Origin of the sequence: Acinetobacter sp. HR7 (genome assembly GCF_000773685.1) — a bacterium.
GTDB lineage: Bacteria > Pseudomonadota > Gammaproteobacteria > Pseudomonadales > Moraxellaceae > Acinetobacter > Acinetobacter thermotolerans.
In genome coordinates this window covers 1-16,527 of the sequence record NZ_JPQO01000018.1, presented here as the reverse complement: position 1 = coordinate 16,527, position 16,527 = coordinate 1, and the positions used below count along the sequence as shown (strand labels likewise).

Here is a 16,527-nt window from a genome sequence, read left to right as displayed (position 1 = left end):
AATCATCATCGTTNGAGGACGTGTCAAACGAACAAATAGAGCAGATAGAATTTGCACTCAACCATCGTCCTAGAAAAACGCTAGGTTGGTATACACCGAGTGAAGTTATGGCTGGTTTTTATACTGTTGCACTTGCCGCTTGAATCCGCCTTTCTCTAAAATTATCAAAAAATCTTTTATCACTATTTCAATATTGGCTTTTTTATTTTGAACCTTTTAATCTACACAAAAGATTATTGAGATTTAAAAATGACTGAGCGTGTTTCTCCCCCTGCCACTCTGGCAAACCGTGCCCTAGCTGGCGATGCCGAAGCACAATTTGAACTGGCTGAGCTGTATATGCACAGCGAGCATGAAGATGACATCATTCTGGCTGAAGAATGGGCACTAAAAGCTGCCAACAATGGTTTGGTGGAAGCTATGTACTGGCTAGGCGAAGGCTATACCGTGTATGCGAAAGAAATCGTTGAGGAAGATCCTGAAGAGTCTAAGGCTCACTTTGAGTTAGCCTATTACTGGCTCAGCAAAGCCCATTTCGAAAAACACCCGGCAGCAACCTTAGAACTGGCTGCTTTTTACCGCCGTGGTGATGTAGTCGAAAAAGACGTTGCCAAGTCGATTGATCTGGTGAAACAGGCAGCAGAATGGGGAGACGTTCAGGCGATGCGTGACCTGGCATTTATCTATGCCAACGGTTTAGGTATTGAAGCTGATGACATACAGGCAGATTACTGGACTACAAAAGCAGATGAAATTGAACAAGAAATAGAGTAAATAAGAAGCCCATCCAATGATGGGCTTTTTTACGAGAATAAAACTTTATTTCAGTTTTCAAATATCAGGTTTTTTCTCAAAATATTTTCAAAATTTTTTTATTAGTCAGATATTAAACAATTTCGGATTGGAACCAAATTAATTTCCAAGTACAATAGCCCGCTAGTCGAGGGATGCTGCAACTGTCTTACAGGCACATAAATGTAAGAATAGCCAGGCTCGACGATCGGTAGTCTTGTTCAAGACCCACCAACAACGGCATCCGCGAACTGAATGATCAATTATTGTTTTTATAAGGAGATCGTGATGAACGCGGTTAATGCTTCATTTACAGATTATAAAGTTGCTGATATTTCCCTAGCTGACTACGGCCGTAAAGAAATCAAACTTGCTGAAGCTGAGATGCCAGCCCTGATCGGCCTGCGTAAACGCTATGCAGCGGCTAAACCACTTGCTGGTGCAAAAATCCTCGGCTGTATCCACATGACCATTCAAACAGCAGTGCTGATTGAAACGCTGGTTGAGCTGGGTGCTGAAGTACGCTGGACTTCTTGTAACATTTTCTCTACTCAAGACCACGCTGCTGCTGCAATCGCTGCTCGCGGTATTCCTGTATTCGCTTGGAAAGGTGAAACAGAAGAAGAATATGTATGGTGTCTGGAACAACAAATTAATGTAAATGGCAAACCTTGGGATGCCAACATGATTCTGGATGATGGCGGTGACTTAACTGCACTTGTTCACGAAAAATATCCAGAACTTCTTGCAAAAATTCACGGTATTACTGAAGAAACCACTACAGGTGTTGCTCGTCTGCACGAAATGTGGAAAGAAGGTTCGCTAAAAGTTCCTGCGATCAACGTAAACGACTCAGTAACTAAATCTAAAAACGACAACAAATACGGTTGCCGTCACTCTCTAAATGATGCGATCAAACGTGCAACTGACATGCTGCTTTCTGGCCGTCGTGCGCTGGTAATTGGTTATGGTGACGTAGGTAAAGGTTCTGCGCAGTCTCTTCGTCAAGAAGGCATGATCGTACGTGTATCTGAAATCGATCCAATTTGTGCAATGCAAGCATGCATGGACGGTTACGAAGTTGTATCTCCATACAAAAACGGTGTTCAAACAGGCAAAAAAGAAGACGTAAACGTTGATCTTCTACAAAATACTGATCTTATCGTTACTACAACTGGTAACTACCATGTATGTGATGCTGCAATGCTGGATACCCTTAAAGCTGGTGCAGTGGTTTGTAACATCGGTCACTTCGACACTGAAATTGATACCAACTACTTACGTGGTTACAAATGGGTTGAAGTGAAACCTCAAGTCCACCAGGTGTATCGTTCAGAAAATGAAAATGATTACCTGATCCTGCTGTCTGAAGGTCGTCTGGTGAACCTGGGTAATGCGACTGGTCACCCTTCACGCGTGATGGACGGTTCATTCGCGAACCAGGTTCTGGCGCAAATGCACTTGTTCGCTGAGAAATTTGCTGACCTTCCAGAAGATCAAAAAGCTGCAAACATCCGTGTAGAAATTCTGCCTAAGAAATTAGACGAAGAAGTTGCTGCTGCGATGGTTGCAGGTTTCGGTGGTGTTCTGACTCAACTGACTCCAGAACAGGCAGACTACTTGGGCGTATCTGTTGAAGGTCCGTTTAAATCTGACGCTTATAAATACTAATTTTTCACCTCTCCCTTGCGGAATGATGTTCCTCATCTCCTGAGAGGAGAGGACTTTTCCCTGAATTAATTACCGTAAGGTTCCCCTCTCCCTCTGGGAGAGGGTCAGGGTGAGGGTAAAGAATTAATACAAGTATTTATAAAAAGGATTTGAACATGTCTAAACAAATTCCAATTTCTTTTGAGTTTTTCCCAACCAAAACTGATGCTGGTGCGGAAAAACTAAAAGTTGTGCACCAAGAACTGCAACTACTGAATCCGGAATTCTTCTCTGTGACTTATGGGGCAGGTGGTTCAACACGTGAACGTACGCTTTATACCATTGAGGAATTTAACGGTAAAGGCACACCGGTTACCCCTCACCTATCTTGTATCGGTGATGACAAGGCACGTATTGCTGAACTGCTAGATATCTATAAGGCACAAGGTATTGACCGTATTGTTGCCCTGCGTGGTGACCTACCATCAGGTCAGGTGGGTTTAGGTGAACTGCCATATGCTCAGGATCTGGTTCGCTTTATCCGTGAGCATAGTGGCGATCATTTCCATATCGAAGTAGCGGCCTATCCGGAAATGCACCCGCAAGCTGAAAGCTTTGACAAAGATATTCAGCACTTTGTGGAAAAAGTCAAAGCAGGTGCTAATGCGGCCTTGACTCAGTTCTTCTTTAATCCAGATGCATATTTCTACTTTGTAGAGCGTATCCAGAAAGCAGGAATTGATATTCCAGTAGCACCCGGCATCATGCCAATCACCAATGCCAGCAACCTGATTCGCTTTGCCGATGGTACAGGTGCAGAAATCCCTCGCTGGATCCGCAAGCAACTGGCGACTTATGGTGATGACACTGAAAGCATCAAAAAGTTTGGTCATGAAGTTGTAGTGAAATTCTGTGAACGCCTGATTGCTGGCGGTGCGCCGAGCCTGCACTTCTACACCATGAATACTACTGATCCAACCCGTCAACTGGTTAAAGACCTCGGCCTTTAACAAGTAAATTCACTGATTTGCGAGTAAAACTTTAATGCCACGTTTTTATATTGAAGCCGATTTAGCAGTAGATAGCACTATTGAACTGACTGAAACCGTGTTTCATCACTGGGTTAAAGTTTTACGCGCTCAAGTCGGTGAAATCGCCACCTTGTTCAATGGACAAGGGGGAGAATATGAAGTTGAACTGACCGAAGTATCTAAAAAATCGGCTTCAGTTCAGGTCAACAGCTTTAATCCAGCCAACCGTACACCAAAATTCAAAGCCCTGCTCGGTCAAGTGATGAGCAAAGGTGATCGCATGGATTATGCAATTCAAAAAGCGGTTGAGCTAGGTGTCTCAGAAATTCAACTTCTCACTTCTGAACGCTGCGAAATGCGCCTAAAATACGACCGTGACCAGAAAAAACTGGATCACTGGCAAGGTGTAGCAATTGCAGCCTGCGAACAGTGTGGAATGAATATTGTTCCCAAAATTCTGCCGCCACTTTCTCTAGAAAATTGGCTGAACAGTGAATTACCGGCAACAAAACTGGTACTGGCACCGAACAAAAATGAAGTGGATGTCCTTAAAGAAGCTACTCCTGAACTGGCACTTTTGATAGGCCCAGAAGGTGGTTTGAGTGAAGCTGAAATTACAGCAGCGAATACTAAAGGCTTTGTGAACTGGTGCATTGGTGAACGTGTATTACGTACCGAGACTGCACCTGTGGTGGCATTGTCTATTTTGAATTACAAATTCTAATCTCTCCCATGCCCAATTTTGATTCACTATCAATTGTAAAAATTTGTCATGTATTTGATAGATTTTTATTTCTAACCGCTTTAGTATTAAGCAGATAAAAATGAATGACCTATTAAATGATAAGACAAATTCTTATAGGGCCACTAATAAAAACAACGCAGAATTACGCAGTGTAGAAAAAGGCATTTAAGTAATGATCAATAATCAGGATGATTATATCCAGCAGCATCTCAATAGTGCACAAATCGTGAATACGGTTCGTCACAGTAGATACTTTTTGCTGAGTATTTTGCTCGTTTGCCTTTATATTTACTGCATTTACCAGCTGCACTATCACCCGGCGGACAGCTATTTCAACCTCTGGTTTATCCTGACCGAAATTGTGGTCAGTATGTGCTGGCTGATCAGTACCATTCATTTCAAGCCCAATGCCTATAAACTCGAGACTGCACATCGCTGGCTGCAAACCCAGTGTCTGCTGGTGGGCATCTGTATTGCGGTTGGTCTCTTTACCATCTATTTCCATCTGCCACAGGTCAATCCTGCATTCGAGCAGGTTGAAGCACTGACACTGACCGGCTTGCTGATTATGGTCACCCAAGCTTTCGGTCTGACCTATCTAACCCAGAAACTCAGCTATTTCTGTCTGGTGTTTTTGCCATCATTAGTGCCATTTTTCTATTTACAGATCACCGAATTACATTCCATCAATCCATTTATCAGCCTGGCGCTGAATTTCTCGATGATTGTGATTCTGCTCTGTGCCAACAGTACTTACCGGATTCATCGACGGACTTCGCGTCTGTATGCACAAAACAATTTGCTGGTTACCAATGCTGAACAGCAGGTTTCCTGGACAGATGAACTGTGCAAACAGCTGCAGACCGAAGTCAATAAATCCAAAGATATTGAACTGCAGTTGCAACTGAATAACCAGTTACTGGAACAGAAGGTTCGTGAACGGACTTTTGATATCGAGCAGATTAACCGTGCATTGCAAGACCAGCATCAAAACCTGGAACTGGCGCACGAGATTGCCGGGATCCGCCCATGGGACTGGAATATCAAAGACCGTAAAATCACCCTGACCAATTTCAAGCAGGAACAAATCCAGCGTAATTCCCGTGAACATCAGGCGCAGTTGCATCATTTGATCCATCCGGATGATATTGCCCACTTTAGAGCTATGATGAAGCAGCATCTGCGTGGTCTCAGTGAGCGCTATGAAGCGACTTATCGTATCCAGAATACCCAAGGAGTCTGGAACTGGGTACATGATATTGGTCGCGTGATTAGCCGTGATCCGAAAACCCATAAGCCACTACGCATGGTCGGCATCCGTCGCGATATCCAACAAGAACGTAATTCTCAGGAACGTTTAAAACTGGCAGCCAGCGTACTGGAACAGGCCGCTGAAGGGATTTTCATCCTCAACAATGAGCTACGCTATATCGAAGTTAACCCCTTCTTCGAGCATCTGTCCGGTTTTGAGCGTCACGAGATTATCGGCAAACATCTGTTTGATATTACGGCAAATCACAAGTCGCAACAGCGCAGTATTCATTCCAGCATCATCAAACAGGTGGTGAAGATCGGTTCCTTTGATGGTGAGCTGAATGAGAAATTCCTGTCTGGCAAGGAAATGCCGCTCTGGCTGCATATCAATGCCATCATGGATGATGAAGGCCGAATTACTCACTATATCGGGATCGTGTCAGACCTGACCGAGCGCAAGTTACAGGAACAGCGTCTCTCCTATTTAGAAAATTATGACACGCTGACTGATCTGCCAAACCGTTTCTATTACAACTACCAGCTGCACCAGTATCTGGTCACCCAGAAAGACTCGATCAAGCAGATGGCGGTGATCCGTCTCAATATCGACCGTTTCCGCCCGCTAAATGAATACCTGAGCAATAATGGCGGTGACGAACTTTTACGTCAGGTGGCTCAGCGTTTACGCCTGACCAATGCAGAGGCGCTATTTGTTGCGCATCTCAACGGTGATGATTTTGCAATTCTGTATGAAATCTCGCATATCCGTCCTTCGGTGCAGGAACATTGTGATCGTATTGCCAAAGCTTTTACTAAGCCATTTAATGTCTTTGGACAGGATTATGAAATCACGGTTTCGATGGGTGTTGCTTATTATCCAGAGCATGGCCGTCAGCTGGATTATCTAAATAACTGCGCCGAACAGGCGCTGGCTGAAGCGAAAAATCTCGGCGGAAATACGGTTTACTTCTATTCCAATGAGAATACCGCACTACTGGAACAAGGGATTTTCATCGAACGCGATCTGCGTAAAGCGATTCAGAATGGTGAGCTGATTGTGTATTACCAGCCAAAAATCAATTTTAATGACCAAAGTATCTATGGCTTTGAAGCCCTGATCCGCTGGAATCACCCGGAAAAAGGCATTATTCCACCGGGCATGTTTATTCCACTGGCCGAGCAGACCAGTATGATTTCGGAAATTGGTCAGCTGGTGATTCAGCAAACGGCCAAACAGATCCGCAAATGGAATGAACAAGGTTTCCTGAATATCTGTGTATCAGTGAATATCGTGGCACAACAGCTACGTCGTGGTCAGCTGATTGATGATCTGGATGAAGCAATTAAAGCCAATGGCATTTCTGGCTCAAGTCTGGAACTGGAAATTACCGAATCTTCACTGGTTGAAAACTCGGAAACGGTGAAGAATGTACTCAACCAGATCAAGGAACGTAACATCAAGATCTCGCTGGATGACTTCGGAACTGGTTATTCTTCGCTCTCTTACTTAGCAGATTTCCCGATTGATATTCTGAAGATTGACCGGGCATTTGTGTCCAAAATTGGTGACTGCAAACAGGAAGCGATTGTCAGTGCGATGGTCGCGATGGGCAAGGCCATGGGCATGATCGTTGTGGCTGAAGGTATTGAAAATGATCAACAGATGAGCTTCCTGCATAAGCTGGACTGCGATATTGCCCAAGGCTATTTGTTCGCAAAACCGCTGCCGGAACAGCAGGCAACTGAATATCTTGAAAAAAATATGGAGCCTGAGACTTATACCTATCAGGTATAAATAAAGTCTTCATTCTCATAATTTATTCGAAAAATCACTGGTGTTTTACTGTGCGAAGTAGGGAACTAGTGATATATTCTCCTGTATTCAACGGTTTTGTTACCTGCAATTGGGTAACCATTGAAATACTCGAGAGACTAATGGACGATCAATCTTTAAAACAACAGGCCCTGTACTACCACGAATTTCCAACCCCAGGCAAAATCAGCGTCACTCCAAGCAAACAACTCGTCAACCAACGTGATTTAGCTCTGGCCTATTCGCCAGGTGTGGCTGCACCTTGTCTAGAGATTGAACGCGATCCATCGACTGCGGCTTTATATACTGCACGCGGTAACCTGGTCGCAGTGGTCAGTAATGGTACAGCTGTACTGGGCTTAGGTAACATCGGTCCTTTAGCGTCTAAACCGGTTATGGAAGGTAAAGGCGTACTCTTCAAAAAATTCGCGGGTGTAGATGTATTCGATATCGAAATCGCAGAAAATGACCCAGATAAAATTGTCGATATCGTCGCTTCACTAGAGCCAACTTTTGGTGGTATCAACCTTGAAGATATCAAGGCACCCGAATGTTTCTATATTGAGCAAAAACTGCGTGAACGCATGAACATTCCTGTGTTCCACGATGACCAGCACGGTACTTCAATCATCGTCGGCTCTGCCCTGCTGAATGCACTGCTGATTAATGGCAAAAAAATTGAAGACATCAAAATCGTGGCTTCAGGTGCGGGTGCAGCGGCATTGTCATGTCTGAACCTGTTGTGCGCGCTGGGTGCCCGTAAAGAAAATATCATTGTTGCCGATTCACGTGGTCTTTTGACGACTAAGCGTGAAGGTCTGGACGAGTCTAAAAAAGCATACATGCAAGACATCGAAGCGACTCAGCTTGAAGACGTAATGGAAGGCGCAGACATGTTCCTCGGTCTGTCTGCTGCTGGCATTCTGACTCAGGACATGGTCAAGAAAATGGCCAAAGATCCAATCATCTTCGCACTGGCAAACCCAGATCCAGAAATTCTGCCTGAGCTTGCACATGAAGCACGTCCTGACGTGATCATGGCGACTGGTCGTTCCGACTATCCAAACCAGGTGAACAATGCACTGTGCTTCCCGTACATCTTCCGTGGTGCTTTGGATGTTGGTGCAACCACGATTAACGAAGAAATGAAGATTGCCTGCGTACACGCGATTGCACGTATGGCACACGTAGAAGCTGATGCTGCATCTTATGGTGAAAAATCAGCTTCATTTGGTCGTGACTACCTGATTCCTCGTCCATTGGATCAACGCCTGATTCTGGAAATTGCCCCTGCCATTGCACAAGCAGCGATGGATTCTGGCGTGGCAACTCGCCCAATCAAAGATTTCTCTGCATACCGTCAACGTCTGTCTGAGTTCGTGTATAACTCAGCCTTCATGATGAAACCAATCTTCGCTCAGGCAAAAACCAATCCGAAACGTATTGCCTATGCGGAAGGTGAAGACCTGCGCGTACTTCGTGCGGTTCAAATCGCAGTGGATGAAGGTCTGGCTGAACCGATCCTAGTGGGTCGTACCGCCGTGATCGAAGCCAATATCAAAAAACTGGGCCTACGTCTGGAAAATGGTGTGAATATCACCATCGTGGATCAGGAAAACAACCCTGACTACGAAATGTTTGCTGAAGACTACTACAACATCATGAAGCGCAAAGGTGTTACACCTGAATATGCGCACCGTGAAGCACGTCGCCGTTCTACCCTGATTGCAGCCATGCTGGTACGTCATGGTAAAGCGGATGGTATGTTATGTGGTACTTACTCTAGCTACGACATTCACTTGGACTTCGTCAGCAATGTGATTGGCAAACAAGAAGGCCATAACACTTTCTTTACCCTGAATGCCTTGATGCTGGAAGAACGTAACCTGTTCATCGCGGATACTTACATCAACCGTAATCCAACTGCGGAACAGCTAGCAGAAATGACCATTCTGGCAGCTGAAGAAGTACGTCGTTTTGGTATTACCCCACGTGTTGCCCTGCTTTCTCACTCCAGTTTCGGTTCAGATCAGGATGACCTGAGCGCGCAAAAAATGCGTAAAGTGTTCGATATTCTGTCTGAAATCGCACCTGAACTGGAAGTTGAAGGTGAAATGCACGGTGATGCAGCATTGGACGAAAATATCCGTCACTTTGCTTTCCCGAACTCACGCTTCAAAGGTTCTGCGAACCTGCTGATCATGCCAAACCTGGATGCAGCGAACATTTCGTTTAACCTGCTGAAAGCAACCTCGGGCAACAACGTGACCATTGGTCCTATCCTGCTGGGTGCTGCTAAACCAGTGCACATTCTGACCCCGACAGCGACCACTCGCCGTGTGGTGAACATGACTGCACTGACAGTTGCAGAAATCCAGCAAGCGGAACAAGACGCCCTATAAGCAAACACGGCGAACGCCGAGTTTCTTGACTTGAGAAAACCTCTATTCTGTAGCATGATGCTTCTAAGAATAGAGGTTTTTTCATGCAAGTTTATTTAGTAGGCGGTGCAGTGCGAGATCACTTGCTCGGACACCCCTATCACGAGAGAGATTATGTCGTCGTTGGCGCCAGCCCCGACCAAATACTCAGCCTAGGCTATCAGCCGGTTGGGAAAGACTTCCCTGTTTTTCTGCATCCTGAAACAAAAGAAGAATATGCACTGGCACGTACCGAACGGAAATCCGGTACCGGCTATCATGGTTTTGAATTTCATACCGATACCAGTGTCACCTTGGAACAGGACCTGATTCGCCGTGACCTGACCATCAATGCCATGGCGATGGACGAATCCGGTAAAGTACATGATCCGTATGGCGGTCAGCAGGATCTGGAAAACCGGATCCTGCGCCATGTCTCAGAAGCATTTGTTGAAGATCCACTGCGCGTACTGCGTGTCGCGCGTTTTGCGGCACGCTATCACGGCTTGGGCTTCCATGTTGCAGAAGAAACGTTGGCGTTAATGTGCCGATTGACAGAGACTGGCGAACTGAATGCACTGACACCGGAACGAGTCTGGAAAGAAACATCCCGTGCCCTGATGGAACCGCATGCTGAAGTGTATTTTGAAGTGCTGCGCGACTGTGGCGCGTTAAAAGTGCTGTTTCCGGAAATTGATGCCTTATTCGGTATTCCACAACGTCCTGAATATCACCCGGAAATCGACTGTGGTATTCATACCATGATGTCACTGCAGCAGGCCTGCCGCCAGAATTACAATCTGGATGTGCGTTTTGCAGTCCTGGTGCATGATTTAGGTAAGGCCCTTACCCCGGTTGAAGAATTACCACGGCATATCATGCATGAAGAGCGTGGTGTGCAGCCGGTAACCGAACTGTGTGAACGTCTGAAAGTGCCAACTTATACTAAGCAATTAGCCATTGCGGTGTGTAAAGAGCACCTGAAATGCCATCAAGCTTTGAATCTCAAACCAGGGACTTTATGGCGTTTGCTGCAACGTCTGGATGTCTTGCGTCGTCCGGAACGAGTTGAAGCTTTTGTCCAGGCTTGTGAATGTGACTCGCGTGGCCGTTTGGGTCTGGAAGATCGCGCCTACCCGCAAGCGCAATATGTGCTGGAAGCCATGCAAGTGGTGCGCGGGATTAAAGCGCAGGATCTGCCACCAGAAATCCAAGGCCCCGATATTGGCGAAATGCTAATTGAACGTCGTATCCATGCCCTAGGTGAACTCAAAGAACGCCATACCGCTGTGATCTAAGCAAGCTCCTTCGGGAGCTTTCTTATTCACAGTTAGATTCCCAATTCCTTATTCTGCAAAATAATAAAAATAGCGGAAATGATTAGAATTCTGAGAAGCCCTCTTTCACTTAAAATTGAGGCATGATTTATATTTGACTTTCATTCCTCATTATGACTTTCATAATTCGCCCTTTACAGCTAGAACAAGACCTGCGTGATATTCATCTACTGACTGCACAATTGGGTTATCCTGCCACACCTGAGAATATCCAGCAACGCTGGCAGAAACTACATCAAAATCCCCACTACCAGACCCTCGTCGTAGAGCATGACAACCGTGTGATTGCTTATGCGGGTGTGATTGAAGAATATACTTGGGAATTTGATGGGGGCTATATCCGGATTCAGGCCTTCGTGGTAGATCAGGCTTATCGCGGACAAGGCGTAGGTAAACGTTTAATTACAGCGATTGAAAAGTTGGCGAAAGAGCGAAATTTAAAACTGATTCAGGTGAATAGTGGTAACCGTGAGGAACGCCTGCCCGCCCATGCTTTCTATAACAGCTTAGGCTTTGATGCTTACAGTATCGGTTTTCGTAAATATCTGGACTGATCAGCCCATATGACTTACAGGCTGATCATTACAAAAACTTATGAAATTTCCGCCGGGAACGTAATCACTTTTTCCAACTTGAGCTGATTGGTGGCGATCATCAGCAGACGGTCAATCCCCAGGGCAATCCCGGAACATTCTGGCATATGCGGTAAAGCTGCCAGCAAATATTCATCAATTGGCATCACATGCACGCCCAGTTTAGCCCGTTCAGCATTATCCGCTTCAAAACGGGAACGCAGCACCTCAGCATCGACCAACTCATCATAGGCATTGGCCAGTTCCAGCCCTTCGATATACAGCTCAAACCGTGCAGCGACCAATTCGCCATCTTCATCCGTTCTGGTTTTCGCCAAGGAAGCCAGTTCAGGTGGGAAATCGGTCAGAAATACTGGTGTATCAAAACCTAAACTTGGCTCAACCATATGTGAGAACAACAGGTCGATATACGCCAAACGGTCTTCACCTAAATCCAGATTTAATCCGACACGGCGACAGCAGTCTTTCAACTCTTTTAACGTTGCTTGTAATGGATTCAGATCCAGCCGATCCATAAACGCATGCTTATAACTGAGGATAGTTGGACGAACTTCGCCAAAACGCTGTTTCAGCACCACATTGAGCAGATCAGTCACTTCAAACATCAAGTCTTTCAGACTAAAGCCCGGTCGGTACCATTCCAGCATGGTAAATTCGCTGTTGTGCTTACGTCCATGCTCATCATCGCGAAAGACTTTACAGATCTGGTAAATCGGACCACTGCCACTCGCTAGCAGGCGCTTCATGGCAAATTCTGGAGACGTCTGCAGATAATGTGTACTAAGTTTGCCCATAACATGACGTTGTGCCTGAACAGAGGCCAGATGCACATCGGTTACACCCGCCTGGGACAAAATCGGCGTTTCTACCTCAAGCACATCACGCTCAGCAAAAAACTTGCGTATCTGTGTAAATAAGGTAGCACGTGCACGCATGGCTTTCAGATCACAAGTCGGTTGATAAGCGATACTCATGCTTTTGGCCCTCCATGTGCCGCCCATTCACGGCGCAGTGGATAGGTCTTACGCAAATGGTCAAAGGCCTGCTGATCGACCTTGCCCTCTTTCAGGCAGGCACGTAGATTGGTGTCATCACGCTGGATATCGTAGATTTCATTGAGATGCTGTTTTAAAGCAGCTTTTAAAGTCTGCCCGGCAAAATATTGGGCACATTCCGGCAACTGACTTTCAAACTGTTTATTGCTTGCAAAACCAAAATGCTGGCAGAAAGCTTCATAAACCATTTGCGTACCGCGTGCCTTGCCTTCCAGGCTATAACCGGCAATATGTGGCGTCACCAGACTGACCAGATCCAGTACTTCCGCAGAAATCACTGGCTCATGCTCAAATACATCCAGCACCACCTGACGCCCAGTTGTCTTGATATCAGCGATCAAAGCAGCTTCTTCTACCACTGGGCCACGTGCAGAATTAATCAGAATGGTATCGGGTTTCATCTGTGCCAAGGCTTCGGCATTAATCAGATGATAAGTAGGATGTTCGCCCTGTTTGGTCAGGGGCACATGAATACTGATGGCATCTGCCTGAGCCAATAAAGTTTGTAGATTGACCTGTGTAATATTGTCACGCTGTACAAAAGGATCACAGCCGATCACGCGCCAACCGAGTAAACCTGCCATATATACCAGACGGCGACCAACATTGCCCAGACCAATAATACCTAAGGTAAAGTTCTGCCCTGCTTCGAGTAATGCAGGACGCAGTTTTAATAAAGCGGTAATCACATATTCAGCGACAGCCTGTGCATTGCAACCGGCTGCATTACTCCAGTTAATGCCTAGTTTTTCCAGTGCAGCAATATCCAGATGATCGGTACCAATAGTCGCACTGCCGACAAACTTTACTTTGCTGCTTTCCAACAGCTCGGCATTGACTTTAGTCACTGAACGAACCAGCAAGGCATCGGCATCCTGTACATCTGCCGCAGTTAAGGTACGGCCTGCACGGTGCTGAATCTCGGCAAATTCTTGAAAGAAATAATCGGTGAATGCCAGATTTTCATCTGCGACAATTTTCATAAGGCCTTCCAACAACACAATTTCTCTATCTTAACGCGGGATGTACGCAATGACCAATGTATAGCCGTCTCTTCTCCAAGCAGTACTCTCAATTTTGCGGTGACTTATATATCTTTAAAAGCCAATCGACTTTTAAGGAAATCGGGTAAATAAAACACTCCACTTCCTAAACCGATAAAAAAACCCCAGTCTTTCGACTAGGGTTTTGCAAATCTGGCGGAAGCGGTGAGATTCGAACTCACGGAGGGGTATAAGCCCTCGTCGGTTTTCAAGACCGGTGCATTAAACCGCTCTGCCACGCTTCCATGGCCGCCATCATATAAATATTTCTGTTTTTTGGCAATAAATTTTCGTAAAACTTATAAAAATTTCCTTTCGATCAGCTATTTTTCAGTCAGATAGTAGCGGATCCACATATTCACAATATCCTCCTGAAAATGGTCTAGAGGCAGACTTCGAACGGGTAAAATTAAGGTGAAGAAAATCTATTAATAAAATATCGCCATAAAAAAACCCCAGCCTTTCGACTGGGGTTTTGCAAATCTGGCGGAAGCGGTGAGATTCGAACTCACGGAGGGGTATAAGCCCTCGTCGGTTTTCAAGACCGGTGCATTAAACCGCTCTGCCACGCTTCCATGCCGGCAATCATATAAATAAAAATCCGGCTTGGCAATTATTTTTCAGCAATTTCAGCATCAATTGCGCAAAATAAAATCAATCTTCTTACTTTGCGGAATCTTCCGGCTTTTCGTAACGAATGGAATTGATATACCAGAGTTTTTTGCCTGATGGCGTCATCACTTCTACTTCATCATCCACCTGCTTGCCTAGCAAGGCACGCGCCATCGGAGAATCTATGGAAATATGCTGCGGATGATGATCATAAATTTCATCCACTCCGACAATACGCAAGGTTTTCTGCTCACCAGCTTCATTCTCAATTTCCACCCAGGCACCAAAATACACCTTGCCTTCCTGTTCTGGAGAGAAATCGATAATCCGCAGTTCTTCCAGACGCTTCCCCAGATAACGCACCCGGCGGTCAATCTTGCGTAACAGCTGCTTATTATACTGGTAATCTGCGTTCTCCGAACGGTCGCCGAGGCTGGCTGCCCAGTTTACTTTTTTGGTGATTTCCGGCCGCTCTTCATGCCACAGATATTTAAGTTCTGCCACCAATTTATCATGTCCAGCCCGGGTAATCAGATTCGATTTCATCGCGTTTCAGCACCTTGCATGACCATAATTTCCTCCCTAACAGCCCTATTTTATTCACTATTTTCTACAGGTGAAATAAGACCAAAAAAATTCTCTAATGATTTTAATCACTTAAATTACATTTTAAAACAATTTTCAGTACAAAATTTGACAATTCATTTTTTGACCATTACCATGCGCACATCTTGTTCACTTTGCTTATTTTTTATTCTGTGTAGTTTTTCTACACATATACCGTTAATCCCAAGTCATTTTGAATGACGTCATGACTGCCCAACCCTAATTGAATTTATCAACTTTAAGAAAGTTCTGTGGTTTCTTTTGCCTAAAACTTTCGAGGGCATAAATTACTTGTAGCGGAGACAACATGCACAGTAGTTCATCTTCTGGGTCGAGGCTTTGCCTAAGATCTTTATTAAACTCTCTCCCTGTAAAAGCGCTTGTATTAGGTACTGCCATGGTTCCCTTCCATGCCATCAATGCAAGCAAGACCACGGCACAATTTAACAATGTCGTCAACAGCAACAAATTGACCGTCGTTGCGGTCAAGAGTCCGACCACCGTGTTTGAAGATGGCGGGCACCTGCATGGCTTTGGTTATGACCTGGTGCGTAACTATGCCAAAGACATGAATGTCAAACTGGAATTCAAAACTGTAAATGATGATGCTACTGCACTGAAAATGGTGGCTCAAGGCCAGGCCAATATGGCAATGACCACAACCAGCATCAGCAGCATTGAAGGCAAAAAACTGACAGCATTCTCTGCAACTTGTGGTGATGGCAGTGCGCTATCGTCCAAAGGCCTGAATTCCAATCTGAACTGGGTATTTAAGTCCGCCAATGATCCTCTAAGTCAGACTGCTAGTAATTTCGTCTGTAACAGCAAGCAAAGCGGCGCAATCAATCAGCTCGCTTCCTTTTACAATCAGAATGTAGTCGAAGATCATTTTAAGGATGATATCCATCAGGATCTGCGTCAGCGCCTCCCCATTTACAAGGCCAGCTTCCAGAGATCTGCTCAGCAATACGGTCTGGACTGGCACCTGCTCGCCGCGATCGGCTACCAGGAATCTTATCTCAAGCCAAGCTCAGTATCCCCGACCGGTGTCCGTGGTCTGATGATGCTGACCAGCTCAACCGCGAAAGCGATGGGCGTAAGTAACCGTGCCGACCCTGCGCAGAGCATTGAGGGTGGTGCGAAATATTATGACCAGATGCTATCACGCTTTGATCATATCCCGATGCCGGACCGTAACTGGTATGCCTTGGTGGCTTATAACATGGGGCCCGGTGCAGTAGAGAAAATCCAAAGCCGTATCCGTAGCCAAGGCAAGGATCCGGACAATTGGGTAAATATTTATAGCTATCTGGAACGTAATAAAGCCAGCAATGGCCGTTATCGCCAGGCACTGCAATATGTGACCCGTATCCGTTCTTATCTGGAACAGATCAAAAGCTCGGAACTGGTTAATATCTAAGTCTGGGATGATCTAAATAGCAGCTATTAAAAAAGCTTACCCTTGGGTAAGCTTTTTTAATACGTAACCTGAGTTCGATATAAAAAAAGAGTAGAAAAAAAGCCCTGTTTTTGTAACATATTGGTTCTCAAGACAAAATGTTATAAAACAAGGCTT

General features: G+C 45.3%; 12 protein-coding genes, 2 tRNA genes and 1 pseudogene. 10 read left to right on the top strand and 5 right to left on the bottom strand.

Annotation, left to right across the window (positions count from 1 at the left end; all coding sequences use genetic code 11):
* The 9 genes and pseudogenes from GW12_RS15235 to GW12_RS01315 form a co-directional block, all read left to right on the top strand.
* A pseudogene (locus GW12_RS15235) lies at positions 1 to 143 on the top strand (IS30 family transposase); the annotation flags it as partial.
* 106 nt (positions 144 to 249) lie between these two features.
* Positions 250 to 774, top strand: coding sequence for a tetratricopeptide repeat protein (locus GW12_RS01350; protein ID WP_034582428.1), 525 nt, complete (start codon positions 250 to 252; stop codon positions 772 to 774).
* Positions 775 to 1,080: 306 nt separating this feature from the next.
* Complete coding sequence (ahcY, locus tag GW12_RS01345) at positions 1,081 to 2,463, top strand: adenosylhomocysteinase (RefSeq protein ID WP_034582427.1); 1,383 nt, start codon at positions 1,081 to 1,083, stop codon at positions 2,461 to 2,463.
* A 155-nt stretch (positions 2,464 to 2,618) separates the two neighbouring features.
* Positions 2,619 to 3,452 carry a methylenetetrahydrofolate reductase [NAD(P)H] gene (gene metF / locus GW12_RS01340; RefSeq protein WP_034582425.1) on the top strand — a complete coding sequence of 278 codons (834 nt, stop codon included), beginning with the start codon at positions 2,619 to 2,621 and terminating at the stop codon, positions 3,450 to 3,452.
* Positions 3,453 to 3,486: 34 nt separating this feature from the next.
* Positions 3,487 to 4,197 (top strand): 16S rRNA (uracil(1498)-N(3))-methyltransferase, encoded by a 711-nt coding sequence (locus GW12_RS01335; protein WP_034582422.1) that lies wholly within the window; start codon positions 3,487 to 3,489, stop codon positions 4,195 to 4,197.
* Between the two features lie 193 nt (positions 4,198 to 4,390).
* Entirely contained in the window at positions 4,391 to 7,267 is a 2,877-nt protein-coding gene (locus GW12_RS01330; RefSeq protein WP_034582420.1) for a bifunctional diguanylate cyclase/phosphodiesterase, read from the top strand.
* A gap of 140 nt (positions 7,268 to 7,407) precedes the next feature.
* Entirely contained in the window at positions 7,408 to 9,687 is a 2,280-nt protein-coding gene (locus GW12_RS01325; protein ID WP_034582418.1) for an NADP-dependent malic enzyme, read from the top strand.
* A gap of 83 nt (positions 9,688 to 9,770) precedes the next feature.
* Positions 9,771 to 11,003 carry a multifunctional CCA addition/repair protein gene (locus GW12_RS01320; protein ID WP_034582416.1) on the top strand — a complete coding sequence of 411 codons (1,233 nt, stop codon included), beginning with the start codon at positions 9,771 to 9,773 and terminating at the stop codon, positions 11,001 to 11,003.
* A 152-nt stretch (positions 11,004 to 11,155) separates the two neighbouring features.
* The gene (locus tag GW12_RS01315; protein WP_034582414.1) at positions 11,156 to 11,596 is read left to right on the top strand and encodes a GNAT family N-acetyltransferase; all 441 of its coding nucleotides are present in this window, start codon (positions 11,156 to 11,158) and stop codon (positions 11,594 to 11,596) included.
* A gap of 38 nt (positions 11,597 to 11,634) precedes the next feature.
* Here the strand turns inward: GW12_RS01315 and epmA are convergent, their stop codons facing one another.
* From epmA to greB, 5 genes are all read right to left on the bottom strand, one after another.
* Complete coding sequence (epmA, locus tag GW12_RS01310; protein WP_034582411.1) at positions 11,635 to 12,609, bottom strand: EF-P lysine aminoacylase EpmA; 975 nt, start codon at positions 12,607 to 12,609, stop codon at positions 11,635 to 11,637.
* Positions 12,606 to 13,673 carry a 4-phosphoerythronate dehydrogenase gene (locus tag GW12_RS01305; protein WP_034582410.1) on the bottom strand — a complete coding sequence of 356 codons (1,068 nt, stop codon included), beginning with the start codon at positions 13,671 to 13,673 and terminating at the stop codon, positions 12,606 to 12,608. Before GW12_RS01305 ends, epmA begins: the two co-directional genes overlap by 4 nt.
* A gap of 214 nt (positions 13,674 to 13,887) precedes the next feature.
* Positions 13,888 to 13,978 (bottom strand) — tRNA-Ser (locus tag GW12_RS01300).
* 239 nt (positions 13,979 to 14,217) lie between these two features.
* A tRNA-Ser gene (locus tag GW12_RS01295) sits at positions 14,218 to 14,308 on the bottom strand.
* 88 nt (positions 14,309 to 14,396) lie between these two features.
* Positions 14,397 to 14,891: a transcription elongation factor GreB gene (gene greB, locus GW12_RS01290; RefSeq protein WP_034582408.1), complete on the bottom strand. Its 495-nt coding sequence runs from the start codon at positions 14,889 to 14,891 to the stop codon at positions 14,397 to 14,399.
* 367 nt (positions 14,892 to 15,258) lie between these two features.
* Here greB and GW12_RS01285 point away from each other — a divergent pair, with 367 nt between their 5' ends.
* Positions 15,259 to 16,371, top strand: coding sequence for a transglycosylase SLT domain-containing protein (locus tag GW12_RS01285; RefSeq protein WP_034582405.1), 1,113 nt, complete (start codon positions 15,259 to 15,261; stop codon positions 16,369 to 16,371).
* Positions 16,372 to 16,527 lie beyond the last annotated feature (156 nt).

Coding starts and splice junctions, on each gene's coding strand:
- ahcY (WP_034582427.1), top strand. CDS start 1,081: ATGAACGCGGTTAATGCTTCATTTACAGATTATAAAGTTGCTGATATT.
- GW12_RS01325 (WP_034582418.1), top strand. CDS start 7,408: ATGGACGATCAATCTTTAAAACAACAGGCCCTGTACTACCACGAATTT.
- GW12_RS01330 (WP_034582420.1), top strand. CDS start 4,391: ATGATCAATAATCAGGATGATTATATCCAGCAGCATCTCAATAGTGCA.
- GW12_RS01350 (WP_034582428.1), top strand. CDS start 250: ATGACTGAGCGTGTTTCTCCCCCTGCCACTCTGGCAAACCGTGCCCTA.
- GW12_RS01305 (WP_034582410.1), bottom strand. CDS start 13,673: ATGAAAATTGTCGCAGATGAAAATCTGGCATTCACCGATTATTTCTTT.
- metF (WP_034582425.1), top strand. CDS start 2,619: ATGTCTAAACAAATTCCAATTTCTTTTGAGTTTTTCCCAACCAAAACT.
- epmA (WP_034582411.1), bottom strand. CDS start 12,609: ATGAGTATCGCTTATCAACCGACTTGTGATCTGAAAGCCATGCGTGCA.
- greB (WP_034582408.1), bottom strand. CDS start 14,891: ATGAAATCGAATCTGATTACCCGGGCTGGACATGATAAATTGGTGGCA.
- GW12_RS01335 (WP_034582422.1), top strand. CDS start 3,487: ATGCCACGTTTTTATATTGAAGCCGATTTAGCAGTAGATAGCACTATT.
- GW12_RS01285 (WP_034582405.1), top strand. CDS start 15,259: ATGCACAGTAGTTCATCTTCTGGGTCGAGGCTTTGCCTAAGATCTTTA.
- GW12_RS01315 (WP_034582414.1), top strand. CDS start 11,156: ATGACTTTCATAATTCGCCCTTTACAGCTAGAACAAGACCTGCGTGAT.
- GW12_RS01320 (WP_034582416.1), top strand. CDS start 9,771: ATGCAAGTTTATTTAGTAGGCGGTGCAGTGCGAGATCACTTGCTCGGA.